The organism is Mesorhizobium sp. B2-4-1 (assembly GCF_006442185.1).
Taxonomy (GTDB): Bacteria; Pseudomonadota; Alphaproteobacteria; order Rhizobiales; family Rhizobiaceae; genus Mesorhizobium.
This window is the reverse complement of record NZ_VFVN01000003.1, coordinates 541,259-567,717: the sequence shown is the minus strand read 5'-3', so window position 1 is coordinate 567,717 and position 26,459 is coordinate 541,259. Positions and strand designations below refer to the sequence as shown.

The following is a 26,459-nucleotide window of genomic DNA, read 5'->3' as shown; positions in this document are numbered from 1 at the left end:
GTTTGGAAACGGCGTTTTGGCCATGAACGGGCGGGAGTGGTCCTTGCTTGCCGCCTGTCTCCTGGCGATCGTCATCTTTTCTGTCGCATCGCCCCACTACGCGACGCCAGGCAATGCGGCGACCGTCCTGCGCAACAGCGTCGAACTGCTGCTGATCGGCCTTGGCATGACCTTGCTGCTGGCCATGGGCGGCATCGACGTCTCGATCGGCATCGTCATGGGTCTGGCGGCAATAGCGATCGGCCGTGTGCTCGGCGCCGAGGGCAATCCGCTGCTGGCGCTCATCGCTGGCCCTGCGGTCGGTGCGCTGCTCGGCTGCGTGACGGCCACCGTCGTCGTCCTCGGTCGCATTCCGGCAATCGTGGGAACGCTCGGCCTGCTTGGCGTCTACCGCACCGCCGTCTTTGTCCTTCTCGGCGGGCAGTGGCTCTCCGGCCTGCCCTCGAGCCTCACCAATCTTCTGGCAACCACCGTACTCGGCATTCCAGTCCCAGCCATCGTCATTGCCATCGCCTATCTGGTCGTCTGGCTGGCGTTGCGGCGAACCCCCTACGGGCCGCACCTGCTGGCGATCGGCAATTCCGAGGAAAAGGCCCGGCTGTCCGGAATCCCCGTGGTCAAGGTACGCTTCATGACCTTCGTCATCAGTGGCGTCCTGACTGGCATTGCCGCCACGTTTTACGTCGCCACCTACCGCAATGTGGAGATGACGATCGGCAGCACGCTGGCGCTCGATGCGATCGCCGCGGTCATTCTCGGCGGCACGAGCATATTGGGCGGCAGATGCAGCTTGATCGGCACGGTCTTCGGCGTACTGCTTCTGAGAATTCTCCAGAATGGATTGCTCCTGATCGGCGTCCCCTCGCTTTGGCAGCCTGTGGTTACCGGCGTTCTCATCATCGGCGTGCTTGGCTTCGAAGCTGTCTCCAACCGGCTGCCGCTTGCCCAATTCCTGCGAGCCCGCGCATGAACAGGATCCGGAACCTGCAGGGCCCCGCCCTCACTTTGGCTCTGCTGTGCGGCCTCTGGCTGGTCGTTATTGTCGGCCTGCTGGCGCTCAAGCCCTCGGTCTTCAATCTTGGCACCGTCACCACGATTTTGCAATTTTCGACGATCCTGGCCCTGGTCGGCCTTGGACAGGCGCTGGTCGTCCTGGCCGGGGGCGCGGGCATCGACCTGTCCGTTGGCGGCGCCGTTTCGCTCTCGGCGATCGTTGCCATGCTTTCCCTGAAGCTGGGGTTGCCGCCCCTTCTGTTGCCGGTCGTCTGCATCCTGGCTGGCGCTGTGCTCGGTGCCTTGAACGGATGGCTGGTGAACGAGCTCGCCCTTCTCCCCTTCATCGCGACGCTGGGAACATTCTTCGTCTATTCCGGCCTGGCGCTTGCCGCCACCGGCGGCGCGGCGCAGTCCGGCGTGCCCGCCTGGCTGCTCGTTTGGGGGCGCGGTGCGATTATGGGCATCCCCGTGCCTTTCCTCACGCTCGCCGTCCCCTGCTTCGCGCTTGCCGGTCTCGTGTTGCTCTCGACGGCCTGGGGGCGCTGGATCTATGCCATGGGCTTCAACGAGCGCTCGGCCAAACTGGTCGGCATTCCGGTCGATCGCGTACGCTTCATTCTCTACGTGCTGAGCGGCGCACTGGCCGGTGCTGCCGGCCTCGTCTCTCTCGCCTGGCTCGGCAGCGGCAGGCCCAATATCGGCCAGAACCTCGAACTGGAATCGCTGACCGCGGCCATGCTGGGAGGCATCGTCATCACCGGCGGACGCGGTGGCGTCGGCGGCGTGTTCGCGGCCGTCCTGCTGCTGGTCACGCTGAAGACCGGCCTTCTGCAATTGAACATCAACACGGTCTGGCAGGTGGGGATTGTCGGCGCCCTTCTGGTTTTCGTCCTTCTCGCCGACCGACTTTCCCAACGTTGGAGATAACAATGCCTTCCATGGAAGAGACCATCGCCGCGCGCGTCGAGGCAGCCGCCGAGCGCATCGTTAAGACGCTGAGCGATCTCGTCGCCTTCCCTTCGATCGTGAAATCGAATCCGAAGGAGGCCGGCCCCGGCGAGCGGGATTGCCAGCTCTACCTGCAAAAGCGCCTTGAGGCACTCGGCTTCTCGACCGATCTCTGGGATCCGGACGGCCCGGCACTCTACGAAAAATACAAGGGACGTGCCGGCGCCAACAAGGGCAGGACGTTCGAGGGCCGGCCCAATCTCGGCGGCGTTTTGAAAGGCACCGGCGGCGGGCGGTCCATCATGCTGACCGGCCATATCGACGTCGTGCCGCCGGGTGCCGCCGGGCACTGGACCACCGATCCCTTCCAGCCTGTCCTGAAGGATGGATTCCTGCACGGTCGCGGCACGGTCGACATGAAGGGCGGCGTCGCTTGCATGCTGTTGGCGGTCGAAATCCTGAAGGAACTCGACGTTTCCCTCTCCGGCGACGTCGTCTTCACCACCGTCGTCGACGAGGAAATCGGCGGCATGGGGTCGCTCGCCATGGTTGATCGCGGCTTTCGCGCCGACGCCGGCATCATGACGGAACCGACGGCGAACAGGATCGCACCGCTTTGTCACGGCATTCTGTGGGGCAAGATCATCATCGACGGCATAGGCGGCCATGCCGAACTGACGCCGAACGCCTGGTATTCGAGCGGCCCGGTCGACGCCGTCCAGCTTTGCCGGCAGATCCTCGACGGCATCGACATCCTCAACCGGCGCTGGATGTTCGATCCCAGGAAGAACCACCCGCTGATGGACCTGCCCAACCAGATCATCGTCACCCAGATCAATGCCGGCGAACATCCATCCTCCATGGCAGGACGCGGCGAGATCATCATCGACGCACAGTATCTGCCGAGCGAGCATGACGAGTTCAGGCTGGGCGGCAATGTCAAACGCGAAATCGAAGAGCACATCGCCAATGTCTGCCAGGCGGATCCTTATCTGCGAAAGCACCCTGCCCGTGTCGAATGGATCCTCGATGCCGATTGCGCCGAGATCCCGTCGGACAACCCCTTTGTCGGCCTGTTCCAGGAGGCCGTCAAAGCAGCCGACCTGTCGCCGGCCCTGAGCGGCTTCGGCGCACACAGCGACATCGGCCTGCCGACCGGCCTGGGCAACACCCCGACCGTCAACTTCGGTCCCGGTGACCCGGCACAGGCGCATCAGCCGAACGAGCGCGTTTCGGTGCGCGATCTCGTCGACTGCACGAAGGCCATCGCCTTAGCGGTGGAGAAATGGTGCCGGTAGTCTTAGCCTAACTGACTGCGAGCGGGATGACGGCAAGAGAGCTTGGGGAAAAAATCCGGGGGAGCGGCTAAGAGGCCGCCCGTCAGCCACCAAACCTCGGCTCGGGAACTCCGGTCACGCCAAGGCCGGTGATGGCGAACAGGCTGCCGCGCAGCACGCCATCGCCGGGAAAACGCGGCAGCGGCGGCTTGGCCATCGAGGTGACGTAGAGCGTGTCGAGCTTCGGTCCGCCGAACATGGCGCTGGTGATCTTCTTCACCGGCATGTCGATGATACGGTCTATGCTGCCGTCCGGCGCGTAGCGCACCAGGCGGCCGTCATAGACCAGCGCATTCCACAGACAGCCTTCGGCATCGACGGTCGAGCCGTCGGCGGCACCACCGCGGCTGGTATCGACGCGAACGAAGGTGCGGCGGTTGCTGGCCGCACCGGTCTCGATGTCGTAATCATAGGCCCAGATCTCGCCGGTCCAGGTATCGGCGAAATAGAAGGTGCGGTCGTCGGGGCTCCAGCATGGACCGTTGGAGCAGATGATGCCGGAATCGATCCTGGTGACGGAGAAATCCGGATCAAGCCGATAGAGACCGCCGGAAGGCCCCTCCTCCATCGTGTCCATCGAGCCGGCGAAGAAGCGGCCGCGCCGGTCGACCTTGCCGTCGTTGAGACGGTTCATCGGCTTGTCCGGCTCCGGATCGTGGATCAGCGTCACCTCGCCGGTGGCGAAATCGAGCAGATGGAAACCGCGCTGCAACGAGACGACAGCGCCGCTGCCATCCTTGCGCAGCGCCATCGAGCCGATTTTCATCGGCACGTCCCAGCAGCGGATCTCGCGCCCGTCGGCGGTCGCGCGGAAGACGCGCCCGTCGAAACTGTCGATCCAGTAGAGACGCTCCTGCTCGACGTCCCAGAGCGGTCCCTCGCCAAGCGTGGTCTTCACGTCCACCACGACTTCGATCTTCATGCCGTCCTCCTCTTTGCTCGCGCGGCGATTGGCTGCGTCAGAAAGCGACCTTGTCGCCGCCTTTCAGTGACAGGATCTCGCGCGCCTCGTCCGGCGTCGCCACCTCCATGCCGATCCCTTCGATGATCTTGCGTGCCAGCACGACCTGTTCGGCATTCGACTTGGCAAGCTTGCCCCTGCCGGCCCACAGGCTGTCCTCCAGCCCGACCCGGATATTGCCGCCGAGGGCCGCCGACTGCGCGGCGATGCGCAACTGGCTGGCGCCGGCGCCGAGCACCGACCAGCGGAACTGGTCCCCGAACAGCCGGTCCGCTGTGCGCTTCATATGCGCGACATCCTCCGGATGCGTGCCGATGCCGCCCAGCAGGCCGAACACCGACTGCACGAAGAAGGGCGGTTTCACCAGCCCACGGTCTGCGAAGTGGGAGAGATTGTAGAGATGCGCGATGTCATAGCACTCGAACTCGAACCGCGTGCCGTTGTCGTAGCAAGTCGCGAGAATGTACTCAATGTCCTTGAACGAGTTGCGGAAGACGAGGTCGCGCGTCGCTTCCAGATGCGGCTTTTCCCAGTCGAACTTGAAGGTCTCGTATTTGTCGGCGAGGTGATAGAGCCCGAAATTGATCGAGCCCATATTGAGCGAGGCTACCTCCGGCTTGAACTGGGCGGCCGGGCGCACCCGCTCCTCGACCTTCATGTAGGGGCTGCCGCCGGTGGTGATGTTGATGGCGGCGTTGGTGCCTTGCTTGACGCGCGGCAGGAAACGGGCAAACGCCTCCGGCGTCTGGTCGGGCTTGCCGGTCTCCGGATCGCGGGCATGCAGATGCAGGATCGCGGCGCCGGCTTCCGCGGCGGCGATCGCCTCCGAGGCGATCTGGTCCGGCGTGATCGGCAAATAGGGCGACATGGTCGGCGTGTGGATCGCCCCCGTCACCGCGCAGGTGATGATGACCTTGCCCCTGGCCGCCGTGGCGCCGGGCTTGCGGCTGGTTTCTTTCATTGTCCGAACTCCTGATCCGATTTCTTCTTGTGCGCCGCCAGCGCCATCAGCCGGCGATCGCGCCATACCTGCCGATCGCCCAGTTTGTCCCTGGGCAAGCGCCTGCTACGCTCGGCCTCGACGGTTTCCATCACCTCGCCCGCCCAGTCGACGCGACGCAGCATCTGCGGGAAAATATTGGAATAGATGCCCTGGTAGCGCTCGGCATAGTCGCGCACGCCGCCCGGCGCATTGAGATCGATGGTCTCGAAGGGCCCCATGAACGACCAGCGCAGCGCCAAGCCATCACGGATGCCGATATCGACGTCCTCGACGCTGGCATAGCCGTCGGCGACAAGCCGGAAAGCTTCCTCGAGCAGCGCCCCTTGCAGCCGGTTCATGATGAAGCCGTCGAGCTCGCGCTTCATCACCAGCGGCGCGTGGCCGGCATCGAGGAGGAAGGCGCGCGTCCTTTCAAGCGTCTCGGCGGACGTCCACGGCGCCGGCACCACCTCCGCCGCCGGAATGAGGTAGGGCGGGTTGATCGGATGCACGACCAGGCAGCGGTGCCGCCCCGGCAGATGATCGGTGAATTTCGACGGCAACAGCGCCGAGGTGGAGCTGGCGATCACCGCCTGCGGATCAGAGAGGGAATCGATCCGCGAAAACACCTCGCGCTTCACTTCGAGATTTTCCGGCGTGTTCTCCTGGATATGCACGGCGCCGGCCAGCGCAGCGTCCATATCGCCCACGACGGCGATACGCTCGAGCACCGCGTGCGCGGACTGACCGCGCAGCAGGTCGTTCGAAGCGAGATCGCCGAGCACGCCTTCTATGTAGTCGCGCGCGCCGCCTGCCGCGACCGGCGACTGGTCCCACATGCGCACGTCATGGCCGGCACGCGCGAAGCTGACCGCCCAGGCCCGTCCGATGAACCCGCTTCCGACAATTGCAACCCTGGCCATGGCTTGCTCCTCAAAGCGTTTCGACGTTGCCGTCGACGCCGAGCGACTGGCCTGAAATGTTGATGCCCGCGTCGGACAACAGGAATGCGACCATCGAAGCCACATCATACGGGCTGGTCATGCGGCGCAACGAGATGTTCTGCAAATAGCGTTCGGTCATCTCCTGATGGCTGATGCCGACCTGTTTGGCGCGTGCCGAGATGACGCTCTCGATGCGCGGCCCCTCTATGATGCCCGGCAGGATGGCGTTGACCCTGATGCCGTGCGGCCCGAGCTCCTTGGCAAGGCTCTGCGTGAAGCCGATGACGCCGAATTTGGCCGCCGAATAGGGCGTGCGGAACGCATAGCCGTGGCGGCCGGCCGCCGACGACATCGAGACGATCGAACCGCCGCCGGCCCCCTTGATGAGCGGCACGGCGCGCCGTGCGCACAGGAACTGGCCGGTCAGGCCGATGTCGAGACAGCGCCGCCAGTCGGCCGGATCGATTTCGTCGACGCCGCCGGTCGGCCCGGCGATGCCGGCATTGTTGATCAGTGCGTCGAGGCCGCCGAGTTTCTCCTCCACCGCCTCGAACAGCCGGTCGACATCGTCGTCGCGCGACACGTCGGCCTTGACCGCTGCGACGAGCGCCATCTTCTTGGGGGCGGCCGCCAGGGCTTCGTCGGACACATCGCAGACGACGATGCGCGCACCGAGCCGCGACAGCGTTTCGGCAATGGCGAAGCCAATGCCGCCGGCGCCCGCCGTGACCAGGACACGTTGCCCTTTGAGCCCCGCCAGGAATTCGTCGGGCGATTTGGGTGCGCTCGTGCTCATGATTCCATTCCCTTCATTGTATGCGTCTTTCGCGCAGCGCCATGACGGCGCCGAGCACCACCAGCCCGAACAGGATCGCCCGTGTGGCGTAAGGCAGCGTCGTGCCGGCCAGCAGCATCTGCAGCGCCGTCAACAGCAGCACGCCGCCGAGCATGCCGAGATAGTGACCGCGCCCGCCGGTGATCAGCGCGCCGCCGACCACGACAACGGCGATGGACGGCAGGAGATAGTCGTCGCCCATGCCAAGGCTGGCCTGGCCGGAAAAGCCGGTCAGCATGACGCCGACGATGGCCGCGCACAGCGCCGACAGCATATAGACGAAGATCAGCATCCGTCCGACGGCGATGCCCGAAAGCTGGGCCGCGCGCGGGCTGTTGCCGATGCCGTAGACCTTGCGGCCGAAGGCCGTGCGGCCAAGCAGCAGCACCGCAAGGGCCACGAAGACGACCATGAACGGCACGACCGGCGTCACCACCCATATCTTGCCGGTCATGAACCAGCGCAGCATGGGCGAGGAGAAGCCGGCCGGCGTGCCTTGCGAATAGAGAAGCGCGAAGCCTTGCAGGATGCCGTTGATGGCGAGCGTCATGACGATCGGCGAGATGCCGAGGAAAACGATACCGATGCCGTTCGCCAGTCCGATAAGACAGGCGATGGCGAGCACCACCGGCAGCGCATAGGCGAGTGCCGCGTCCGATCCGTTGACCATGCCGGCAAGGAGGATGCCCGACAGGCCAATGGTCCATGGCACCGATAGGTCGAGTCCACCGGTGAGTATGACGCTGCCCTGCCCGAGCGCAAGCACGGCAAGGAAACTCGACAGCACGAACAGCGAGTTCCAGTAGGTGGGATTGAAGATGGCCCGGCCGAGCCAGATCTGGGTGACGATCATGACGACGGCCAGGCAGACGTAAGCCGGCAGCGCGTAGCGCAGCGCCTCGGCATTGCGAACGCGAAAGCCGGGTGCCTGTCCTGGAACGGCCGTTTTGTGAGCGATGCGCAGCCTGCGGTCGGTATGATCGAGTTGCGACGGCAGCATGCCGGCGCGCCATGCGGCGAACCGCGCGCGCAAGGCGCGGACCTGGTAGGCGAGCACGGAGCCATGCGACAGCGAGCCCGCGAGAACGGCAAGGATGAGGATGGTGCCCTCGGCGATGGTCGAATAATAGGCCGAGACGTTGAGCACGAGCAGGACGTTGACGACCATCATCAGGATATAGGCGCCGAAGACGGTGCCGAACGGACCACCCTGCCCGCCGCCGAGCCGCGTGCCGCCGACCACGACGGCGGCGAATATCGACAACAGCAGCGGATTGCCGACCAGCGGATCGCCGCTGCCGGTCTGGGCGCTGATGAACACGCCGGCAAGCCCGTAGCAGCCGCCGGCGATGACATAGACGAGGAAGCGCACGAGAGCGACGCGCACGCCGACCGCGGCCGCAGCGTCTGGATCGCTGCCGACCGCGTAAAGCGCCGTGCCGAACCGCGTGCCTTTCAGCCAGAACCATGCCAGCAGGACCATGCCGATGACGACCAGCGGCATGGGCAACCAGCCCGGGATCGCATCGCCGAGATAGAAAGAACCGAGATCGGGCGAGACGAAGCCGCCGGGCTTGTCCATGACCAGCAGTGTGATGCCTTGCAAGATGAACATGGTCGACAGCGTGACGACGATGGGCTGCATGCGCAGCACCGCGATGAAGAAGCCGTTGAACGCCCCGACGAGCATGCCGACGCCAATGCCGGCCATCGTCCACAGCCAGACGCTCGTTCCGGTCGCCATCGGATCCATCGTCGTGGCCAGCACCACATTGACCAGCGAAACCACGGCGCCCGCCGACAGATCGAAGCCGCCGGACAGAATGACGATGGTCTGGCCCATCGCCGCCAGCGCCGAGGTGGCGCCGCCGCTCGACAGGAACGAAATGTCGAAATAGGTGAGCCGCCCGGCGCTGATCAGGTCGACGACGACGAGCAGCACTGCAAAGACGATCGCCGCGATGATGGCGCCGCGATGCCGCGCCAGGAGGCGCACCAGGGATCCGGCCTGTCCGGTTGCCGTCGAACCGACCGCGCTCACTGTGCTGCCTCCAGCATATTGCCGCCATGTCCCAGCGCCGGACGCATGATCGCGCTCTCGGTGATCTCGTCGCCGGCGAGCTCGGCCACCAGCCGTCCGTCATAGAGAACGAGCACGCGGTCGCATTGATGGACGAGTTCGGGAATTTCGGTCGAATGCAGCAGGATCGAGCCGCCCGCCGCCACATAGTTGCGCATCATCACGTAGAGCTCATGCTTGGTGCCCACATCGATGCCACGGGTCGGGTCGAAGAGCAGCAGGATGCGGCTTTCGGCGACCAGCCATTTGGCGATGGCGATCTTCTGCTGGTTGCCGCCGGAAAAGGCGCCGGCCCTTGTCCACAGCGCACGCTTGTCCACCTCGACCGTCGAGAAGGCCGCCTGCACGGCGCGTGCTTCCTCCTCCTCGCGGATCAAGCCGAGCCGGGTGAAGCGGCCGACCACCGGCAGGGATGCATTCTGCCGGCCCGACAATTTCAGGAACAGACCTTCGGTCTTGCGATCCTCCGGCACCAGCCCGATCGCCATGTTGGGCCTCAGCGCATCGGCCGGCGAGCCGAGCCACACTTTGCGGCCGTCGACCATGAGGTGGCCGCGTTCGATCTCGGCCATGCCGAAGCAGGCGAGGAACAGGTCCAGCTGGCCCATGCCCTGAAGTCCGGCGATGCCGAGGATTTCGCCCCTGCGCAAATCGAAACTGGCGCCATCGAGTTTTCTGCCCGCCTTGAGGTCGCGCACGCCGAGCACCGGCGGACCGAAGACTGCCGCGCCCTCAGGCTTTGGCGGAAAGGTCTGCGCGAGAGCGCGGCCGATGATCTTCTCGATCACATCCTCGTCCGACATGTCGGCCACCGGTGCGGTGATGATGTGGCGGCCATTCCGAAGGATGGTCAAGGTATCGCAGAAGGCCCGCACTTCGCGCATGCGATGGGTGATGAACACGACCGTCGTTCCGGCGGCTTTGAGCCGCGCGATGGTCGTTCCCAGCCATTCGACGTCGCCGCCCGAAAGCGTCGAGGTCGGCTCGTCCAGCAGCAGGATGCGCGGTTTCCGGTAGACGGCGCGGGCGATCTCGATCTTCTGGCGGACCGCGAGATCGAGCGTCGCCACCTCCGCGTCGAGATCGACCGAAAAACCGAGATCGGCAATGTGCCGGCCGACTGCCTTGCGCGCGGCCGACCGCCTGATCAATCCGGTCGGGCCGGATGGCGCATAGGGCAGCAGCATATTGTCGAGAACGCTGAGGTCGCGGACCAGCGTCATCTCCTGGAACGCCGTCTGCACCCCGCGTTCATGCGCGGCGCGCGGCGAACCGAGCGCGGCCGGCGCGCCAAGGATGCTGATCTGGCCCTGATCGGGCCGCACCAGTCCCGATAGGAGCTTGACCAGCGTCGACTTGCCGGCGCCGTTCTCACCCAGCAAAGCGTGCACGCTGCCAGGCGAGATCGCGAAGGAGACGTCGTCAAGCGCGACCGTCGCGCCAAACGCCTTGCGTATGCCGTTGACGGCAATAGCCGGCACATGCGTTGTTGAAGTCATCATTCCCGGTTCCGGCATGCCATGCTTGCGGGCGCGTGGAGCCCACAGTGCCCCACGCGCACGGATTGCTGAAGCCTACTCCTCGGGCTGGCCGACGAGCGCCGCGTTGAGGCCGATCTCGGGCGTCTGGTCGGAGAAGATCGACGCGAACCAGCCGGGGTTGGAAACCAGCGACGGTTTGAAGGTGTTGCATCCGGCCTTCATTTCGGCCCAGGTGCCCTCGTTGCAAAGCTTGCTCGTCTCGTTGGTGACGATCGGCAGCGGCAGGATTGTCGCTTTCGGCACATCCTTGCCCTCGATCGCCTCGATGGCGAGCTTCAAGGCGAGCGCGCCGGAATAAGGCGGCGAGGCATACGAAATGCGCGGCGCGCCGAGCGGTGCATAGGGAGAAGCAGCACCCTCGACCTCCGTCCCTTCCGGCAGCATCTGGATGCGGCCGCCATTGGAGCCTTCACCGGCGCAAGGCAGAAGCTGGCTGGCCTTCCTGCCCGCCTCGAGCTGCATCGAATTGGCGGTGAAGCAGCCTACCTGCATCCACAGCCCGTTAATGTCGTCCCAGCTGCGCGTGGCGAGAATCTTGGAGAGTTCGGTGCGTGCCACCGCCTGGCTCCACATGCCGACCGCTTCGCCGACAATCTTGATGTCCGGATATTTGGCGAACACCGCCTTGGCGGCCTTGGTGCGCAGCTCGTCGACCGAAGTGCCGGGAACGCCGGTCACGGCGATGATGTTGCCCTTGCCGTTGAGCTTCTTGGCCAGCCATTCGGCTGTCACCCTGCCAGCCTCCTCCTGGTCGATATGGACATTGTAAGCGCATGGCTCGGTGATCTCGGCGTCGTAGGCGAAGACCTTGACCCCCTTCTCGCAAGCGTTCTTGACGACCTGGTTCAGCGCCGTCGGCGAGATCGGATAAATCACGATCGCCTCCGCTCCCGCCTGCACCATGGCGTTGATCTGCTGGATTTGGCGCTGCGCATTCGGCCCGGCCACCTGGACCTGCAGGTCGACCTTGTCGACCAGGCTCTTGTGCGAGGCCATCGCCTTGACCATGTTCGCCGCCTCGGCCTGCCAGTCATTGCCGATGAAGCTCATGCTGAGAAAAATCTTGTGTTTTTCAGCGGCCTCGGCCGCGGAGATGCCAAAAGCACAGGCAGCCATGCCGGCCAGCAGCGCAAGCCGCCGGGCTTTCAATCCGATACCCATTATGAAACTCCTCCCGATCCGAACGATCGGATGCCTCCCAAGGGCACGAGACGTGACCTTGCCATCCGATATCGCAACCGTATCACCATTTGATCAAAGATCAATGATGAAATATGCTCATGACAAGGCGACGGCCGGGGTGCTTGACGCCGCAGCCGGAAGCCTGCATTCCGGATACGGGTTATGGCGCAGCTTGCGCGGGAAGGTTGAGGGGAGATGGCTGGAGCGGCGTTCAGAAAGCCGGGTGTCGAGATCGCGCCCCTGTCCAAGGAGACCTTGCAGGACAGGGTCTATCGCCATGTCACCGAATTGATCCTCGACGGCAGCATCGTGCCGGGCGAGATGGTAACGGTGCAAAGCCTTGCCGATGCTTTCGGCGTCAGTCCGATGCCGGTCAGGGAGGCCCTGCGGCGGCTGACCGCCGCCAACGCGCTGATGGTGGTTTCAGGCCGCTCGATCGGCATTCCCGCACTCAGCCGCACACGCCTCGTCGATCTGAGAAACGTCCGCTTCGAGATCGAAGCGATCGCCGCCGCATGGGCGGCCGAGCGTATGGACGACCAAGCTATCGCCCGGCTGCGCCAGCATCTGGACGCGCTCGAACAGGCCAATGCGGCGGGAGACGTCAAGTCCTATCTGCGCGCCAACTACGCCTTTCATTTCTCCATCTACCGGGCGGCCGGCTCCGAGAACATTCTCAACATCATCGAGAACTTGTGGCTGCAGATCAGTCCTTATTTCAACATGCTGCACGATTCCGGAAACTATTCGACCGCCAATGCGCACCATCAGGAGATGTTCGCTGCGTTGCGTGACCGGGACGCGGAAGCGGTCAAGGCCGCGGTCCGCGCCGACATCGACGCCGCCTTCGACGTTCTGGTCGGCCTGCTGAAATAGCACAAACGAAACTTCGTCGGCGCGAAGATCGAATTCGGCCTGCCGACGTGGCTTGGCACACCCCACCGTCGACTTCGCCCAAACGATCCGGCGCAGGCGCATCAGCCGGACGAACGCGTCCCCGTGTGTGATGGACGGCTCCTCTCGAAGGGTTGGCGCAGGCAAGGCGGGATTTTTCCCGTCAAGACAGTCGGCTCTAGAATTGCGACCCCAAATCAAGCTATGATGCACTTGGCATTTCCGGAGACGGCTTCGCGCCCCTGGAATGCCGGGAGGAACGGGACATGGCCTTCGCGCTTGTACTCGTTTTGATAGTTGTGGGCTCGGTGCTGTTCCACCTCCTGAGCCCATGGTGGTGGACGCCGATTGCCTCGAACTGGGACTATATCGACAACACCATCATCATAACTTTCTGGATCACCGGTGTCGTCTTTGCCGCCGTGGTTTTGTTCATGGCCTATTGCGTCTTCCGCTTCCGTCATCGGGAAGGCAATCAGGCGGCGTATGAACCGGAGAACAGGCGGCTCGAATCCTGGCTGACGGTTGTCACCGCGGTCGGCGTAACGGCTTTGCTGGTTCCCGGCCTGTTCGTCTGGAACCGGTTCGTCAACGTTCCGAGCGACGCAACCGTGGTCGAAGTTGTCGGCCAGCAATGGCAATGGAGTTTCCGCCTGCCCGGCAAGGACGGCAAGCTCGGCACGTCCGACACCCGCGGCGTCACCGCTGACAATCCGTTGGGCGTGATCACCAGCGATTCCAATGGCCAGGACGATGTCGTGGTCGAAGCGGCCGATCTGCATCTGCCGGTTGGCAAGCCGGTCAAGATGTTGCTTCGCTCGATCGACGTGCTGCATGATTTCTATGTGCCGGAATTCCGCGCCAAAATGGACATGATCCCGGGCTCGGTCACCTACTTCTGGTTCACCCCAACGAAAACCGGAACCTTCCAGGTCCTGTGCGCTGAACTCTGCGGCCAAGGACATCCGATGATGCACGGTGTGGTGATGGTCGATACGCAGGAGGATTACCTGGCGTGGCTTGGCCAGCAACAGACGTTTGCGCAATTGTCGGCGCCCCAGCAGACGGGCTCGGCAAGCCAGGCGTCGGGTCCAACGACGGTGTCAAGTTCGAGGATTGCAGCAAAGCTCGAAACCGTCGGGTCTCGCTAAAAAGGACACGGAGGTGTTCCTATGGTCGATATTACCCCTGCAGATGCCATCCCGCCGGCCGAAGTCGCGGAAGTCGAACTGTATCATCCGCACAGTTGGTGGACGAAATACGTCTTCTCGCAGGACGCCAAGGTCATTGCCATCCAGTATTCGGCGACGGCAACGGGAATTGGCCTGGTCGCCCTGGTGCTGTCCTGGCTGATGCGGCTGCAACTCGGCTTTCCCGGCACCTTCGACTTCATCACGCCTGAAGCCTACTACCAGTTCATCACCATGCACGGCATGATCATGGTGATCTATCTGCTCACGGCGCTCTTCCTCGGCGGTTTCGGCAACTACCTGATCCCATTGATGGTGGGGGCTCGCGACATGGTCTTTCCCTATGTCAACATGCTGAGCTACTGGATCTACCTGCTTGCCGTGCTGGTTTTGGTGTCGAGCTTCTTTGCGCCTGGCGGACCGACGGGGGCCGGCTGGACGCTGTACCCGCCGCAGGCAATCATGACCGGCACACCGGGGGGCCAGGACTGGGGCATCATCCTGATGCTCGTCTCGCTGATCCTGTTCATCATCGGCTTCACCATGGGCGGGCTGAACTATGTCGTGACGGTGTTGCAGGGCCGCACGCGCGGCATGACGCTGATGCGTCTGCCGCTGACTGTCTGGGGCATCTTTACCGCGACCGTCATGGCTCTGCTCGCCTTCCCGGCGCTATTCGTCGCCTGTGTGATGATGCTGCTTGATCGGACGCTCGGCACCAGCTTCTTCATGCCGGCGATCGTCGAAATGGGCGAGCAATTACAGCATAATGGCGGCAGCCCGATCCTGTTTCAGCATCTGTTCTGGTTCTTCGGCCATCCCGAAGTCTACATCGTGGCCCTTCCGGCCTTCGGCATCGTGTCGGACCTGATCAGCACCCATGCGCGCAAGAACATCTTTGGCTATCGCATGATGGTCTGGGCCATCGTCGGCATCGGTGCGCTGAGCTTCGTCGTCTGGGCGCACCACATGTATGTCAGCGGCATGCATCCCTATTTCGGTTTCTTCTTCGCCACCACGACATTGATCATCGCGGTTCCGACCGCCATCAAGGTCTACAATTGGGTGCTGACGTTGTGGCGCGGCGACATCCACCTCACCATACCGATGCTATTTGCCCTGGCTTTCATCGTCACCTTCGTCAATGGCGGGTTGACCGGGCTGTTCCTTGGCAATGTCGTGGTCGACGTCCCGCTGTCGGACACGATGTTCGTCGTTGCCCATTTCCATATGGTCATGGGGGTCGCGCCGATCATCGTGATCTTCGGTGCGATCTACCACTGGTATCCGAAGGTCACCGGCCGGATGCTGAACGAGGCGCTGGGCCGGTTCCATTTCTGGGTCACCTTCCTCGGCGCCTACCTGATTTTCTTTCCCATGCACTACCTCGGACTGATGGGCGTGCCCAGGCGTTACAATGAACTGACCGATATGACGGTGATGACAGAATCGGCCCACCATCTGAACTCGTTCATCAGCATCATGGCGTTCATCGTCGGCTTTGCCCAGATTGTGTTCCTGTTCAATCTGATCTGGAGCATCCGTCATGGCCGCGAGGCCGGCGGCAACCCGTGGCGGGCCACGACCCTCGAATGGCAGACGCCGCAAACACCACCGGCCCATGGCAATTTCGGCAAAGACCTACCGATCGTCTATCGCTGGGCCTATGACTACAGCGTACCGGGCGCCAAGGAGGACTTTATCCCGCAAAACGTACCGGGCTCCTTCGGTCCCTCCAAGGAGCCGGCATGAGCGTCATTCTGGTCTTCATGCTCGTGATCGCCGGTTTTGCCGGATGGTGGCTTTCCCACCAGCGGCTGATGACCAAGCCATGGCTCGAGCAAGGTATGGCCGGGGATTTTGTTGGTATGGAAGGATCGGCGCTACCGACCGCCAAGATCGGCCTCGGCGTCTTCCTGGCGGTCGTCGGCTGTCTGTTCGCGCTGATCACCAGCGCCTACTTCATGCGCATGGCGCTGTCGGACTGGCAGGCGCTGCCGCTGCCGCGGCTGCTCTGGTTCAACACCGGCATGCTGGTCCTCAGCAGCATTGCGCTGCAATGCGCCTCGCTCGCGGCTCGTAAGGGTCAAATGGACATGGTTAAGCTCGGCCTTGCCACCGCCGGGTTTACGGCGCTCTCCTTCCTGATTGGACAGTTTATGGCCTGGCGCGAGCTGTCTGCCGATGGCTACTTTCTGGCTTCCAATCCGGCCAACAGTTTCTTCTACCTGCTTACCGGAATGCATGGCCTGCACATACTGGGCGGACTGGTGGGCCTGGGCAGAACAACCGTCGGCGCTTGGAACGGGGCAAGGCCGGCGCGGCTTCGCCTCAGCGTCGAGCTGTGCGCCATGTATTGGCATTTCCTGCTTTTCGTCTGGCTTGCCATCTTCGCGCTTCTGGCCGGCTGGGCCGCGACTTTCATCGATATTTGCCGGGGGTTACTGACGTAGGAGGAACGGGCGGATGGCTGAGACACTCACGCATATCGCTCAGACAGAGCCGCGGCCCGCAGGCTGGCAAGGCATCGCCGCCGACTGGTCCTCGGATCAGCGGGCGTTCAAGAACGTGTCATGGGGCAAGGCCATGATGTGGATCTTCCTGCTCAGCGACACCTTCATCTTCGGCTGCTTTCTGCTCTCCTATATGACCGCGCGCATTTCGACACGCGTGCCGTGGCCCAATCCCAGCGAGGTCTTTGCGCTTCGTATCGGCGGCTCGGATATTCCGCTGATCCTTATTGCCATCATGACTTTCGTGCTGATCTCAAGCAGCGGAACCATGGCCATGGCGGTCAATTTCGGCTATCGCCGCGACCGCCGCAAAACGGCAATCCTGATGCTTCTGACCGCAGCACTCGGTGCGACCTTTGTCGGTATGCAAGCCTTCGAATGGACCAAGCTGATCACCGAAGGCGTGCGGCCCTGGGGCAATCCCTGGGGCGCTGCCCAGTTCGGGTCAACCTTTTTCATGATCACCGGCTTCCACGGCACGCATGTGACAATCGGGGTGATCTTCCTGATCATCGTGGCGCGAAAGGTGTGGCGTGGAGATTTTGACTTTGGGCGGCCCGGCTTCTTTACCAGCCGCAGGGGCCGCTACGAGAACGTCGAGATCATGGGACTCTACTGGCATTTCGTCGACCTGGTCTGGGTCTTCATTTTCGCGTTCTTCTATCTTTGGTGAGAGGCAGATATGGCTGAAGCAACCGCAAACGGCCTCGGGCAACACACGCTGCACGCTACTCATGACGCGGCGACGACCGGCGCCCCCCCGGCAGAAGTTCATCAGGAGCACCCGATCAAGCTTTATCTGGTGGTCTGGGCATGGCTGTTCATTCTCAGCACCTGCTCCTATCTGATCGATTATTTCGGTCTGCACGGCTATCTCAGATGGTCGCTGATCCTGATCTTCATGATCCTCAAGGCAGGGCTCATCGTCGCCATTTTCATGCACATGGCCTGGGAACGGCTGGCGCTGACATACGCAATCATCCTGCCGCCCGTGCTGGTGTTGGTATTCGTGGCGATGATGGTCTTTGAAGCGGATTACACGCTTCTCACCCGGATGGCGTTTTTCGGGGCTGGGCCCTGACGCCAAATCGGAGTTCAGACCTTGTCGCCGACCAGGATTCCGACGATGCTGCGGGCGGTCCGGTGCCGCCACCCTCGCCTTGAAACAATCGACGGTTGGGCCATCTTTATTCATACCGAAACGACGGAAGCGAAATGATTGCCGCGTTTTGACCTGCGTCGCGAACTCAGCAAGGGACGCCCAAAATGACAATCGCAAACAAACTGAAGGACTATATCGACCGGAAAGGGATTTCCTACGATACTGTCGCGCATCATCGCACGGCCACAAGCAGGCAGGCCGCCATAGCCGCGCACGTGCCCGGCAGCATAATGGCCAAATCGGTGCTCGTTCACCACGATCTGGGTTATGCGCTGGCCGTGGTCCCCAGCACACATAGGATCGAGCTCGGCGCGTTGCAGAAGGTCATGGACAAGAATCTTGGACTCGCCACCGAAGATGAAGCGGTTTCGCTCTTTGGCGATTGCGATACCGGCGCCATTCCGCCGATCGGCGCGGCCTACGATGTGCCGGTAGTCCTTGACGAAAGCCTTGGCGGTGCCGCCGATATCTATTTCGAGGGCGGCGATCACAGGACGCTGGTGCGTGTCAGCGGCAAGGATTTCCGTAACCTGACTATGGGCGCCCACCAGGCCCGCTTCAGCCATCCGGCTTACTGAAGCCGGAAAGGGCTCTGATCAACCTGCACGCACCGGTCCTTGCCGGCGCGGCAGGGAGTTCATCGAGGCGCCGGTCCGGCCGTCGGCGGCGGTTCCACGACCTTGCGGTAGACATGCCAGGTAGCGTGACCGAGGATCGGCAGCACGATCGCCAACCCCGCGAATACTGGCAGCGTGCCGATGATCAGGGCGACGGCGACAATCAGGCCCCATACCGCCATCACGATCGGGTTCGCCAGCACCACGCGCACCGAGGTGTGGATGGCTTCATAGGCGCCGACATCTCGCTCGAGCAACAACGGGAAGGCGACGACCGTCGTGCACAGCACGATCGCAGCGAAGACGAAGCCGATGGCGTGCCCCAGGATGATGAGCGTCCAGCCGCGTCCTGTGGCGAATATGTCATTGATGAAGCTGGAGAAGGATTGCGGTGGGGCGGGGCCGAACAGGTGTTGGTAAAACGCCTGCGCAGTCAAAAGCCAGGCGATGAAGATTGCAAGCAGCATGATCGCAACCGCGGCGATGGCTGGCAGCGCCGGAGAATTCCTGACCTCGAAGGCGGCCCTCCATGAGGCGTCTAGCCCGGCTTCCCGTCGCCGGCTGATCTCATAGAGGCCGATTGCGGCGAATGGACCAATTAGCGCAAATCCGGACACGAGCGGAAACAACAATGGGAGCGTGTTATTGCCTGATGTCCAGACTGCAAGCACGACCCCCGCAAGCGGGTAGATCAGGCAGAGAAAAATGATGTGCGACGGTTTGACCATGAAATCGTCGACGCCGCGCCTGAGCGCATCGAAAAGGTCGGTGACACCGATCTTGCGAATTCTGGTGTGCTCCAGCGTCTCGCTGGCGCCTGCTATGACGTGAAAGCTTGCCATGACCATTCCTCCAGACAGGTCTGGTAAGGCCGCGGTTTCACGGTGCTGCCGTTCTGCATGACTGGCCACGCAAACCGCGACCTGCACCAGGATCAATATACTCTCATGCGAGCGACTTGTCGCGCTTTGTAAGAAGGTTGGGTAAGAAGGCCCGGTCGCCTGGCTAGCTCTGGACGCCTTTCTTCGATATTCTCCTCAAGTCGAAGGTGAAGGGTCATGGACGGAAGGACAGTTCTCATACTCGGCCTTGGCGTCGTTGTTCTGCTGCTGCTGGGTTTTTGCGCACTGCCGACGTAATGTTTTGCGCCGGCGTCAACGGACGGCTGATGCGATCGTACGCATTACAGTAGTGTCGGCAAGTAACGTTGCAAAGATCGCGAACAGGTAGAAAATCGAATAAGAAAACAACGCCTTTGCTTGCTTCATCTCCTTGTCGGGGATGGTGAGCACCTTGCAGGCGCGCCAGACGAATCCCGCACCCAAGACGGTCGAGACAGTCCCGTAATATCCGCTCGCGAATCCAAAGGCCCAGGGAAGCACGCCGATTGGCGCCAGAACCAGCGAATAGGCCAAGATTTGCTTTCTGGTCGAGGGTTGGCCAGCCACGTTCGGCATCATGGGGACGCCCGCCGCGGCGTACTCTCCGACCTTGAACAGGGCTAGCGCCCAGAAATGCGGTGGTGTCCAGAGGAAAATGATCAGGAACAGAATGATGCTTTCAATGCCGATGGCGCCGGTGGCAGCAGCCCACCCGATCACCGGAGGAAGAGCGCCTGCCGCGCCACCTATGACGATGTTCTGCGGTGTCGAGCGTTTCAGCCAGATCGTATAGATGACGACGTAGAAGAAGATGGTGAATGCCAGCAGCGATGCGGCAAGCCACCCCACCAGCACGCCGAGCACCGTCACCGAAAGTGCGGAAAGCACCAGACCGAAGCCGAGGGCTTCGCCTGGCGCGACGCGGCCCGACGGGATTGGCCGCTTGGACGTGCGAGACATCAACGCATCTATGTCCGCGTCGTACCACATGTTGAGCGCCCCGGCCGCGCCTGCTCCCATCGCAATCGCACTGATGGCGATCACCGCGATGACCGGATTCGTCGGGCCAGGCGCCGTCATTAGGCCCACGAAAGCAGTGAATACGGCAAGCGCCATGACCCGCGGTTTTAAAAGCGCGAAGAAATCACCCGCCGTCGCTTCCGGAAGGCGGATGACGATATCCTTGAGGCGGCTTTCCCTAGTCGACATCTCAGACCGATGGAAGCAAGAAACCTAGGCCATGATCCCGAACCGAAGGCACGCGTGAGCGAAATTGAAACCCGGTTTTTGCTTACGCGGCCCCTTCGGGTTCGGACGAGATCACGGCGAACGAGAGGATAGACGCATGGCGGAGGAGAAAGTCACTTGGAGAACGTTTTCAAATAGGCGATGACGTTGGTCACGTCTGCATCGTTCTTGAGGCCGGGAAACGCCATCTTGGTGCCTTTGACCATAGCCTTGGGATCGTGAAGATAGGTCATCAGTGTTGGTTCGTCCCATTTGACGCCGGATTTGCCGGCCGCAATCATGGCGTCGGAATATTTGAAACCGGGATGCGTACCGGCAGTGCGGCCGATGACGCCGTGCAGCGATGGACCGATCTTGTTCTTGTCCTCGTCCGCAATGTGGCAGGCCTTGCATTTGGTGAAGACCTTCTCGCCAGCCGCAGTATCCTGAGCCTGCGATGGATTGGCGACGAAGGTTGCAACAAACACGACGGCGAAAAATGCGGCTAAGCGCATGACTTTTTCCTCCCTGATCGTCAAATGCGCCTGAGACGATCTGGTATAAGCCAGCATCGCCAGCGAAGCGCCTTGTACGGCAGAACAGATTGTCCACTTCTCCCATATGAAATTGCGGCCTCTATATACCACGGAATCTGGCCGGCAGGTAGAAGAGGTCGACCTACAAAGGTTTAGGTTGTCCGCAGCGGATCAAGGCATAGCAGTGTTGCAGCTGCCGGCGAGCTGGCTGACCGCTTCATCAAATCCGGTCAGATCGAAATCGGCGTGGCCCCGCCCCGACAGCAGCCCGAAGCGCCACGAAAGCTGGAGCCGGTTCGCGGCGGTAAGGCGCTTTATGCCGTCGGCGCCATCGCGCACCAGCATGCGGCCGCGCGGGCCGACCAACCAGCTCTCGTCGAACTTGTTGTCGCCGTCGACGGTGACCGACATGGTGATCTTGCGATTGGCCGAGACGGTGTCGTTCAATTGCAACCATTCGGTCCAGCGCGGTTGGCTGTCCGGGCGGCAGGCGATGGTCAGGATCGGGCTATAGCTCAGGGCGCCACCGCCGGTGATCAGCTTGTTGGTGGCATGGACCGAAGCCGTGACAAGGCCGTCATCGTCCGTGCCGATGCGCCAGGTGCCGGCATCGGCCTGGGCGAAATCGCAGGCGAAGGCCAGGACGATCGCCAAGGCGACGACGCGTCGCGTTTCGAAGAATAGGCTCAACCGCCCCTCCAACAACCCTGTGGTTTGCAGCAGGAGCGCAGATAGTGATCAATGCTTGGTATCGACAATGGTCACCGTCCGCGAAACGGATTGGCTGTTGCAGTTTCGCAACGAAAAAGGCCGCCTCGAGGGGCGGCCTTCGTCAGTTCCATCAACTCGGGATTTACTCGGCGTCCTTGGCGGCCTTTTTCTTCGGCGCGGCCTTCTTCTTCGGCTCTTCCGCGTCATCGCTCTTCTTGTCTTCAGTCTTCTTCGACGCGGCCTTCTTCGCCGGCTTCGCCTTGGTCGCGGTCTCGGCTTCCTCGTCGTCGGCCATCAGCTCTTCCTTGCTGACCTTGACGTCGGTGACCGAGATCTGCCCGAGCAGGTGATCGACCACCTTCTCCTCGAACATCGGCGCGCGCAGCGCATTCAGCGCCTCGGGATTGTTGCGGTAGAACTCGAAGGCTTCCTGCTGCTGGTTGGCCGGGAAGCGACGAACCTGCTCGAACAGACCGCGCTGCAATTCCTCGTCCGACACGGTGACCCCGGCCTTCTCGCCGATCTCGGCCAGCACAAGACCAAGGCGCACGCGGCGCTCGGCGAGCCGCATATATTCGGCGCGCGCTTCTTCCTCGGTCGTCTCTTCATCGGCGAAGGTGCGGCCGGCCGCTTCCAGATCGCGGTTGACCTGCGCCCAGATGTTATTGAACTCGGCCTCGACAAGCCTCGAAGGCGCCTCGAACGAGTAAGCCGCGTCAAGCTGGTCGAGCAGCTGGCGCTTGACCTTCTGGCGCGTCATCGAGCCGAACTGGCTCTCGATCTGGCCACGCACCACATCGCGCAGGCGCTCCAGCGATTCCAGGCCGAGGTTCTTGGCGGTCTCATCGTTGATTTCGAGTTCGCCCGGCTTGGACACTTCTTTGACCGTGACGTCGAAAGTCGCTTCCTTGCCGGCCAGATGCGCCGCCTGGTAGTTTTCCGGGAAGGTCACGGTGACCTGCTTTTCATCGCCGGCCTTGGCGCCGATGAGCTGATCCTCGAAGCCCGGAATGAATTCCTTGGAGCCAAGCACCAGCGGCTGATCCGTGCCGGCGCCGCCGGCAAAGGCCTCGCCGTCGATCTTGCCGACATAGTCGATCGTGACGCGGTCGCCTTCGGCCGCCTTGCCGGTCTTCGGCTCGTAGCTGCGCGCCGATTCGGCGACGCGCTTGACCTGCTCGTCAATCTCCGCGTCAGGGACGTCGAACACCTGGCGCGTCACCTTGATGTCGGAAAAATCCTTGATCTCGATGGGCGGGATGATCTCGTAGTTAAGGCGGAATTCGAAGTCGGCGCCGCCGGCCAGGATCTTCTCGGCTTCCTTCTCGTCCTCGGTCATGATGACTTCGGGCTGCATGGCGGCTTTTTCGCCGCGGCCCGAAATGATCGACCGGGTCGAATCGTTGAGGATCTCGTTGACCACTTCGGCCATGAACGACTTGCCATAGACCTTGCGCAGGTGCTGCACCGGCACCTTGCCGGGACGGAAGCCGTTGATGCGAACCTTGTTCCTGGCGTCCGTCAGCCGCGCCATCAGCTTGGCTTCCATGTCACCAGCCGGCACGGTGATCTTGATCTCGCGCTTGAGACCGGAATTGAGTGTTTCGGTGACCTGCATCGTAAAACCTTTGTTTTCACCAATGAGGCTGCCAAACGGCTCTCTGCCGTTCACAGCCTGCCGGTATAATCTTGCCGGGAATGGCTTTTGGTACGGAACCTGGCGATTTGACCTGAAATACGGCTCAAACTCTTCCAAACTGCGTTCCAAAATGTGAATAAGTCTTTGTTTTTCCTACTTCTTATCACATTTTGCAGAAGCGGATCGTCGCGTCCCGTCACATTCGACACGCCTTTTGTCACAGGCGAGGCCAATTTTCAACCATCTTCGCGTTTAGGCGAATAACCATCATTTCGGCCCTGACATTGACAGAATGATGGCTAATGGGATCGCCAGACCGTGCGGGCGTGACGGAATTGCCAGACCCTCAGGTCGCGGCTGGCGGCTGCCGCGATATTCAAAGGACGATGCGGTATTCCACCTCACTCCCAAGACCTCGACAAGGCCGCCGAGGCTCTGCTACAGCCCGCCCGAGGCGCGTGTGGTGGAACTGGTAGACACAGCAGGTTTAGGTCCTGCCGCCGCAAGGCTTGGGGGTTCGAGTCCCTTCACGCGCACCACTGCCGGCATGGCATCGGATAGTCCACTAGCGCACAGGCGCTGGCAGGAAATCAGGACACTGCCTAGGCGAGCTTCTTGATACGTCCCTTGTCGAGGCGGAAGATGCCATCGTTACCGCCTTGGCGCTGGAAATCATCCTGCAATTCGTCCCATGTGCCAAGATACTGACCGCAGTCGTCGCACCGGATGCCCGTCGAAGGTTCGGCATCGGCAGGAATCCGCAGCCTTATCGTGCCGCAAAAAGGACACTCCAACTGGTGATCCAAGTACCCGGTCGCCATGGGCTTTCCATCTTTCTGAATGCCACCGCCAGCGTCGAGAATATACCTACCACGCAACACAATCCAGTGGCGAGACGCTAGCGCCGTAAAGGACGCCCCTGAGGTCGATTAGACGTAAGCTTCCAAGGCTTGAGCCTTCGAGGCCGCACCGCCCTCCCCGTTCAAGCTATGGATGGCAGCCCACCCCTGCACACCTTAATATAGAGGCTCCTGAAACAGCGTCTTGTCGCCGTCCACCAGCGCCTTGATCTGGGCGGTGCCGTCGCTGGCCAGTGCAAGACGGATCCCGAACGGGCGTACCCGCATGTCGTTCTGAATTGCCATCCCCTCGCCTTCCGGCAGGTAGAACCGTTCGATGCCGTAATCCGGCGCGATCGTCAGTCCCTCGCCGCGAAGATCCCAGCCTCCGGCGACATGACCGCGAATATCGGCCTCGTCGGCACCGGTCGGTGTCGGCGCCGCGCCGAACCACGCGGCGCTCGGCGTCCAGTAGCCGTCGGCGTTCTTCTTCAGACGGACGACGATCGAGGTGTCGTCGCTGGAAAGTTTTCCGGCCGGGATGTTGGCGATCATCTTCACCGGTATGCGCGAGATGTCGTAGCCGAGGATGATATAGTCGCCGCGCAGCAGGTCGCGCGGATCGACAGGCTCGATCTTCAGCAGCACTTCCTTGCCGCTGCGCAGGATCGCCGCCCGGCCGGCGATGATCCAACCCAGAAAGCCGATCTGGACGAGCGCCAGCACCAGCGCCAAGATGACAAGCCTCTTTCCGGTCATCATGCCGTGGCTCCTCCGGTGGCCGGATCCTTCATGCGTTTCTCCACGCGGATGATAACGATCGCCAGGATGCCAAGCAGCACCGCCGCGGCAAGGAAGAAGCCGGCGGTGTCGAGCATCGACTGCAAGGTCACGACATAGATCATGGCGAGTTCGAAGGCGAAGCCGAGATAGGCAAGCCAGCGCAGGCCACGGCTCTCGCGCCCCGCGAGCACAATGGCGGCAACAATGCCGGCCAGCGCGACGACCGAAGCAATGGCGAAGCCTCTGTCGTAGCTGCTTTCGCCGGCCAGTTCGAACTGGATGATGGCCAGTCCAGTGAGGAAGCCAAGCAGAGCATGCAGCGGCAAGCGGCCGCCAAGCTGCACGATCCGGTCGACCGGTTCCGGCGCGAAGACGGAAGCCACGAACAACAATACCGATACGATGACCAGCGGGATCGCCACCGGCAGCGTCTCGTGATCCACGGCGACCAGCACAAGATAGAAGAGCAGCGACAGGATGATCAGGTGCCGCGCCGCCTGGCTGCGGGTCCAGAACGAGACGGCAAACAGCACAGCCGCCATGACGAGGAAGAGATGCGGAAATTCGCTGCGATTGAAATAGTCGAACCCTTTCAGGAACAGCCAGGCGTCGGCGATGCCGACCGCGGCGACGGTCAGCGGGTTGGACCGCAGCGCCACCGCCGCCAATGCGGTGCCGGCGCCCCAGGTGATCAAGGCCGAGGCCTCGTCGCCCGACAGATGGTACATCTGGCCGATCAGCGCGATCGAACCGCCGAAAGCCGCCGCCGCCACGATCCACAACGCCTCGCCGATCGCCGCGTGGTCGCGGGTTTTCAGCACCGCACCGCCGACATAGCCGCCAAGGATGACGGCAAAGAGCGCGGCAACGCGCGCCAGCCGCGGGATGGCTTCCCAGTTGGCGGCGACGAAGATCAGGATGGCCGCGCCGAACAGCAGCGCCGCCATCATCGCCAGGATCGAACCGAAGCTCAACGACTGGCGCGCGTTGATCTCGACGTCGCGCCGCAATGCATCGGCCGTCGGGGCGTCGATCAGCCCGGCCTCAAGCCATCGCGCAATGTCCGACCTGACCCGTGTCGCGTAGCCCGGCATACCTTCCCCCGCTGCTTGGTCGGTTTTTCAGCTGGAGCTGCCAAACCGTTGACGTCACGGCACTTTCTGATTCTGGCTTCTTTGTGTCAGGTCCGCGAAGGCTTGTTAATGTTGCATTGCACAATTTGCATTGCTGCCATGCAGCCATAGCGCTTTTAAATCGATATGGGCCCGCCTATTTATGGTTTGTACACAAACGGAATGATCCGCAAGAAAAGACGAAACGAGCAATACCATGAACCTGATCCGCAACTACCGCAACTGGCGCCGCTACCGGGACACCGTTTCCGAGCTGAGCCGCCTGAGCAACCGTGAACTGACCGACCTCGGCATCAGCCGCAGCGACATTCCTTACGTCGCTCGCAAGGCGGTCTAATCCTTCGGACCGCGAATGGTCCGAACCAGTTTTGAGAAGAGCATGACAATGAACCTGATCCGCAACTATCGTAACTGGCGCGTTTATCGCGAGACGGTTACCGAGCTGGGTCGCCTTTCCAACCGCCAGCTGCATGATCTCGGCATCGTCCGCGACGAAATCAAGATCGTCGCCCGCCAGGCGATCTAACA

Annotated in this window: 27 protein-coding genes and 1 tRNA gene; 13 read left to right on the top strand and 15 right to left on the bottom strand. The window is 62.2% G+C overall.

Going from position 1 to position 26,459, the window contains the following annotated elements:
* Window positions 1–43: 43 nt before the first annotated feature.
* Genes FJ949_RS11295 through FJ949_RS11285 form a run of 3 tightly spaced genes read left to right on the top strand, consistent with a single transcriptional unit; the run spans window position 44 to window position 3,242 of the window.
* Window positions 44–970, top strand: a complete 927-nt coding sequence (locus FJ949_RS11295; RefSeq protein WP_224646989.1) for an ABC transporter permease — start codon at window positions 44–46, stop codon at window positions 968–970.
* Entirely contained in the window at window positions 967–1,923 is a 957-nt protein-coding gene (locus FJ949_RS11290) for an ABC transporter permease (protein WP_140495804.1), read from the top strand. Before FJ949_RS11295 ends, FJ949_RS11290 begins: the two co-directional genes overlap by 4 nt.
* Window positions 1,924–1,925: 2 nt before the next feature.
* Complete coding sequence (locus FJ949_RS11285; RefSeq protein ID WP_140495803.1) at window positions 1,926–3,242, top strand: ArgE/DapE family deacylase; 1,317 nt, start codon at window positions 1,926–1,928, stop codon at window positions 3,240–3,242.
* 82 nt (window positions 3,243–3,324) lie between these two features.
* Here the strand turns inward: FJ949_RS11285 and FJ949_RS11280 are convergent, their stop codons facing one another.
* The 7 genes from FJ949_RS11280 to FJ949_RS11250 form a co-directional block, all read right to left on the bottom strand.
* Window positions 3,325–4,203 carry an SMP-30/gluconolactonase/LRE family protein gene (locus FJ949_RS11280; protein WP_140495802.1) on the bottom strand — a complete coding sequence of 293 codons (879 nt, stop codon included), beginning with the start codon at window positions 4,201–4,203 and terminating at the stop codon, window positions 3,325–3,327.
* Between the two features lie 37 nt (window positions 4,204–4,240).
* Window positions 4,241–5,203: a 3-keto-5-aminohexanoate cleavage protein gene (locus tag FJ949_RS11275; RefSeq protein ID WP_140495801.1), complete on the bottom strand. Its 963-nt coding sequence runs from the start codon at window positions 5,201–5,203 to the stop codon at window positions 4,241–4,243.
* Complete coding sequence (locus FJ949_RS11270; protein WP_140495800.1) at window positions 5,200–6,147, bottom strand: 3-hydroxyacyl-CoA dehydrogenase; 948 nt, start codon at window positions 6,145–6,147, stop codon at window positions 5,200–5,202. Before FJ949_RS11270 ends, FJ949_RS11275 begins: the two co-directional genes overlap by 4 nt.
* Window positions 6,148–6,157: 10 nt before the next feature.
* Window positions 6,158–6,964, bottom strand: a complete 807-nt coding sequence (locus FJ949_RS11265) for an SDR family oxidoreductase (protein ID WP_140495799.1) — start codon at window positions 6,962–6,964, stop codon at window positions 6,158–6,160.
* 13 nt (window positions 6,965–6,977) lie between these two features.
* Complete coding sequence (locus FJ949_RS11260) at window positions 6,978–9,044, bottom strand: ABC transporter permease (protein WP_140495798.1); 2,067 nt, start codon at window positions 9,042–9,044, stop codon at window positions 6,978–6,980.
* Complete coding sequence (locus FJ949_RS11255) at window positions 9,041–10,582, bottom strand: sugar ABC transporter ATP-binding protein (RefSeq protein ID WP_140495881.1); 1,542 nt, start codon at window positions 10,580–10,582, stop codon at window positions 9,041–9,043. Before FJ949_RS11255 ends, FJ949_RS11260 begins: the two co-directional genes overlap by 4 nt.
* 75 nt (window positions 10,583–10,657) lie before the next feature.
* Window positions 10,658–11,785 carry a sugar ABC transporter substrate-binding protein gene (locus FJ949_RS11250; RefSeq protein WP_140495797.1) on the bottom strand — a complete coding sequence of 376 codons (1,128 nt, stop codon included), beginning with the start codon at window positions 11,783–11,785 and terminating at the stop codon, window positions 10,658–10,660.
* Window positions 11,786–12,001: 216 nt separating this feature from the next.
* Here FJ949_RS11250 and FJ949_RS11245 point away from each other — a divergent pair, with 216 nt between their 5' ends.
* The 7 genes from FJ949_RS11245 to FJ949_RS11215 all read left to right on the top strand — a co-directional run bounded on the left by FJ949_RS11245 (window position 12,002) and on the right by FJ949_RS11215 (window position 18,143).
* A complete protein-coding gene (locus tag FJ949_RS11245) occupies window positions 12,002–12,682 on the top strand; it encodes a GntR family transcriptional regulator (RefSeq protein WP_140495796.1) in 681 nt (226 codons plus the stop codon).
* A gap of 284 nt (window positions 12,683–12,966) precedes the next feature.
* Entirely contained in the window at window positions 12,967–13,851 is an 885-nt protein-coding gene (gene coxB, locus FJ949_RS11240) for a cytochrome c oxidase subunit II (protein ID WP_140495795.1), read from the top strand.
* A 21-nt stretch (window positions 13,852–13,872) separates the two neighbouring features.
* Entirely contained in the window at window positions 13,873–15,642 is a 1,770-nt protein-coding gene (gene ctaD / locus FJ949_RS11235; protein ID WP_140495794.1) for a cytochrome c oxidase subunit I, read from the top strand.
* A complete protein-coding gene (locus tag FJ949_RS11230) occupies window positions 15,639–16,343 on the top strand; it encodes a cytochrome c oxidase subunit 3 (RefSeq protein WP_140495793.1) in 705 nt (234 codons plus the stop codon). Before ctaD ends, FJ949_RS11230 begins: the two co-directional genes overlap by 4 nt.
* Before the next feature lie 13 nt (window positions 16,344–16,356).
* On the top strand, window positions 16,357–17,076 hold the full coding sequence (locus FJ949_RS11225) for a heme-copper oxidase subunit III family protein (RefSeq protein ID WP_140495792.1): 720 nt from the start codon (window positions 16,357–16,359) through the stop codon (window positions 17,074–17,076).
* Between the two features lie 9 nt (window positions 17,077–17,085).
* Entirely contained in the window at window positions 17,086–17,484 is a 399-nt protein-coding gene (locus FJ949_RS11220) for a cytochrome C oxidase subunit IV family protein (protein ID WP_140495791.1), read from the top strand.
* A gap of 185 nt (window positions 17,485–17,669) precedes the next feature.
* Complete coding sequence (locus FJ949_RS11215; protein ID WP_140495790.1) at window positions 17,670–18,143, top strand: aminoacyl-tRNA deacylase; 474 nt, start codon at window positions 17,670–17,672, stop codon at window positions 18,141–18,143.
* A 59-nt stretch (window positions 18,144–18,202) separates the two neighbouring features.
* Here FJ949_RS11215 and FJ949_RS11210 read toward each other — a convergent pair whose 3' ends face one another.
* The 5 genes from FJ949_RS11210 to tig all read right to left on the bottom strand — a co-directional run bounded on the left by FJ949_RS11210 (window position 18,203) and on the right by tig (window position 23,155).
* Window positions 18,203–19,024 carry a DUF2189 domain-containing protein gene (locus tag FJ949_RS11210; protein ID WP_140495789.1) on the bottom strand — a complete coding sequence of 274 codons (822 nt, stop codon included), beginning with the start codon at window positions 19,022–19,024 and terminating at the stop codon, window positions 18,203–18,205.
* 312 nt (window positions 19,025–19,336) lie between these two features.
* The gene (locus FJ949_RS11205) at window positions 19,337–20,272 is read right to left on the bottom strand and encodes a heme o synthase (protein WP_140495788.1); all 936 of its coding nucleotides are present in this window, start codon (window positions 20,270–20,272) and stop codon (window positions 19,337–19,339) included.
* Window positions 20,273–20,424: 152 nt separating this feature from the next.
* Window positions 20,425–20,805, bottom strand: coding sequence for a cytochrome c family protein (locus tag FJ949_RS11200; protein ID WP_140495787.1), 381 nt, complete (start codon window positions 20,803–20,805; stop codon window positions 20,425–20,427).
* Window positions 20,806–20,997: 192 nt separating this feature from the next.
* Complete coding sequence (locus FJ949_RS11195) at window positions 20,998–21,516, bottom strand: hypothetical protein (protein ID WP_140495786.1); 519 nt, start codon at window positions 21,514–21,516, stop codon at window positions 20,998–21,000.
* 163 nt (window positions 21,517–21,679) lie between these two features.
* A complete protein-coding gene (gene tig, locus FJ949_RS11190; protein ID WP_140495785.1) occupies window positions 21,680–23,155 on the bottom strand; it encodes a trigger factor in 1,476 nt (491 codons plus the stop codon).
* A 475-nt stretch (window positions 23,156–23,630) separates the two neighbouring features.
* On the opposite strand from tig, the gene FJ949_RS11185 reads away from it, so the two are divergent.
* A tRNA-Leu gene (locus FJ949_RS11185) sits at window positions 23,631–23,715 on the top strand.
* A 63-nt stretch (window positions 23,716–23,778) separates the two neighbouring features.
* Here FJ949_RS11185 and FJ949_RS11180 read toward each other — a convergent pair.
* The 3 genes from FJ949_RS11180 to FJ949_RS11170 all read right to left on the bottom strand — a co-directional run bounded on the left by FJ949_RS11180 (window position 23,779) and on the right by FJ949_RS11170 (window position 25,892).
* Window positions 23,779–23,997, bottom strand: coding sequence for a hypothetical protein (locus tag FJ949_RS11180; protein ID WP_140495784.1), 219 nt, complete (start codon window positions 23,995–23,997; stop codon window positions 23,779–23,781).
* Window positions 23,998–24,192: 195 nt separating this feature from the next.
* Entirely contained in the window at window positions 24,193–24,777 is a 585-nt protein-coding gene (locus FJ949_RS11175; RefSeq protein ID WP_140495783.1) for a GDYXXLXY domain-containing protein, read from the bottom strand.
* Window positions 24,774–25,892 (bottom strand): DUF2157 domain-containing protein, encoded by a 1,119-nt coding sequence (locus FJ949_RS11170; RefSeq protein ID WP_140495782.1) that lies wholly within the window; start codon window positions 25,890–25,892, stop codon window positions 24,774–24,776. Before FJ949_RS11170 ends, FJ949_RS11175 begins: the two co-directional genes overlap by 4 nt.
* A 235-nt stretch (window positions 25,893–26,127) precedes the next feature.
* Between FJ949_RS11170 and FJ949_RS11165 the strand changes: the two genes are divergently transcribed.
* Both FJ949_RS11165 and FJ949_RS11160 read left to right on the top strand, forming a co-directional pair.
* Window positions 26,128–26,268 (top strand): DUF1127 domain-containing protein, encoded by a 141-nt coding sequence (locus FJ949_RS11165; RefSeq protein ID WP_013531315.1) that lies wholly within the window; start codon window positions 26,128–26,130, stop codon window positions 26,266–26,268.
* 48 nt (window positions 26,269–26,316) lie between these two features.
* Window positions 26,317–26,457, top strand: coding sequence for a DUF1127 domain-containing protein (locus FJ949_RS11160; protein WP_140495781.1), 141 nt, complete (start codon window positions 26,317–26,319; stop codon window positions 26,455–26,457).
* Window positions 26,458–26,459 lie beyond the last annotated feature (2 nt).

Coding starts and splice junctions, on each gene's coding strand:
- FJ949_RS11290 (WP_140495804.1), top strand. CDS start 967: ATGAACAGGATCCGGAACCTGCAGGGCCCCGCCCTCACTTTGGCTCTG.
- FJ949_RS11285 (WP_140495803.1), top strand. CDS start 1,926: ATGCCTTCCATGGAAGAGACCATCGCCGCGCGCGTCGAGGCAGCCGCC.
- FJ949_RS11280 (WP_140495802.1), bottom strand. CDS start 4,203: ATGAAGATCGAAGTCGTGGTGGACGTGAAGACCACGCTTGGCGAGGGA.
- FJ949_RS11275 (WP_140495801.1), bottom strand. CDS start 5,203: ATGAAAGAAACCAGCCGCAAGCCCGGCGCCACGGCGGCCAGGGGCAAG.
- FJ949_RS11270 (WP_140495800.1), bottom strand. CDS start 6,147: ATGGCCAGGGTTGCAATTGTCGGAAGCGGGTTCATCGGACGGGCCTGG.
- FJ949_RS11265 (WP_140495799.1), bottom strand. CDS start 6,964: ATGAGCACGAGCGCACCCAAATCGCCCGACGAATTCCTGGCGGGGCTC.
- FJ949_RS11255 (WP_140495881.1), bottom strand. CDS start 10,582: ATGACTTCAACAACGCATGTGCCGGCTATTGCCGTCAACGGCATACGC.
- FJ949_RS11250 (WP_140495797.1), bottom strand. CDS start 11,785: ATGGGTATCGGATTGAAAGCCCGGCGGCTTGCGCTGCTGGCCGGCATG.
- FJ949_RS11245 (WP_140495796.1), top strand. CDS start 12,002: ATGGCTGGAGCGGCGTTCAGAAAGCCGGGTGTCGAGATCGCGCCCCTG.
- coxB (WP_140495795.1), top strand. CDS start 12,967: ATGGCCTTCGCGCTTGTACTCGTTTTGATAGTTGTGGGCTCGGTGCTG.
- ctaD (WP_140495794.1), top strand. CDS start 13,873: ATGGTCGATATTACCCCTGCAGATGCCATCCCGCCGGCCGAAGTCGCG.
- FJ949_RS11230 (WP_140495793.1), top strand. CDS start 15,639: ATGAGCGTCATTCTGGTCTTCATGCTCGTGATCGCCGGTTTTGCCGGA.
- FJ949_RS11225 (WP_140495792.1), top strand. CDS start 16,357: ATGGCTGAGACACTCACGCATATCGCTCAGACAGAGCCGCGGCCCGCA.
- FJ949_RS11220 (WP_140495791.1), top strand. CDS start 17,086: ATGGCTGAAGCAACCGCAAACGGCCTCGGGCAACACACGCTGCACGCT.
- FJ949_RS11215 (WP_140495790.1), top strand. CDS start 17,670: ATGACAATCGCAAACAAACTGAAGGACTATATCGACCGGAAAGGGATT.
- FJ949_RS11210 (WP_140495789.1), bottom strand. CDS start 19,024: ATGGCAAGCTTTCACGTCATAGCAGGCGCCAGCGAGACGCTGGAGCAC.
- FJ949_RS11205 (WP_140495788.1), bottom strand. CDS start 20,272: ATGTCGACTAGGGAAAGCCGCCTCAAGGATATCGTCATCCGCCTTCCG.
- FJ949_RS11200 (WP_140495787.1), bottom strand. CDS start 20,805: ATGCGCTTAGCCGCATTTTTCGCCGTCGTGTTTGTTGCAACCTTCGTC.
- tig (WP_140495785.1), bottom strand. CDS start 23,155: ATGCAGGTCACCGAAACACTCAATTCCGGTCTCAAGCGCGAGATCAAG.
- FJ949_RS11180 (WP_140495784.1), bottom strand. CDS start 23,997: ATGGCGACCGGGTACTTGGATCACCAGTTGGAGTGTCCTTTTTGCGGC.
- FJ949_RS11175 (WP_140495783.1), bottom strand. CDS start 24,777: ATGATGACCGGAAAGAGGCTTGTCATCTTGGCGCTGGTGCTGGCGCTC.
- FJ949_RS11170 (WP_140495782.1), bottom strand. CDS start 25,892: ATGCCGGGCTACGCGACACGGGTCAGGTCGGACATTGCGCGATGGCTT.
- FJ949_RS11165 (WP_013531315.1), top strand. CDS start 26,128: ATGAACCTGATCCGCAACTACCGCAACTGGCGCCGCTACCGGGACACC.
- FJ949_RS11160 (WP_140495781.1), top strand. CDS start 26,317: ATGAACCTGATCCGCAACTATCGTAACTGGCGCGTTTATCGCGAGACG.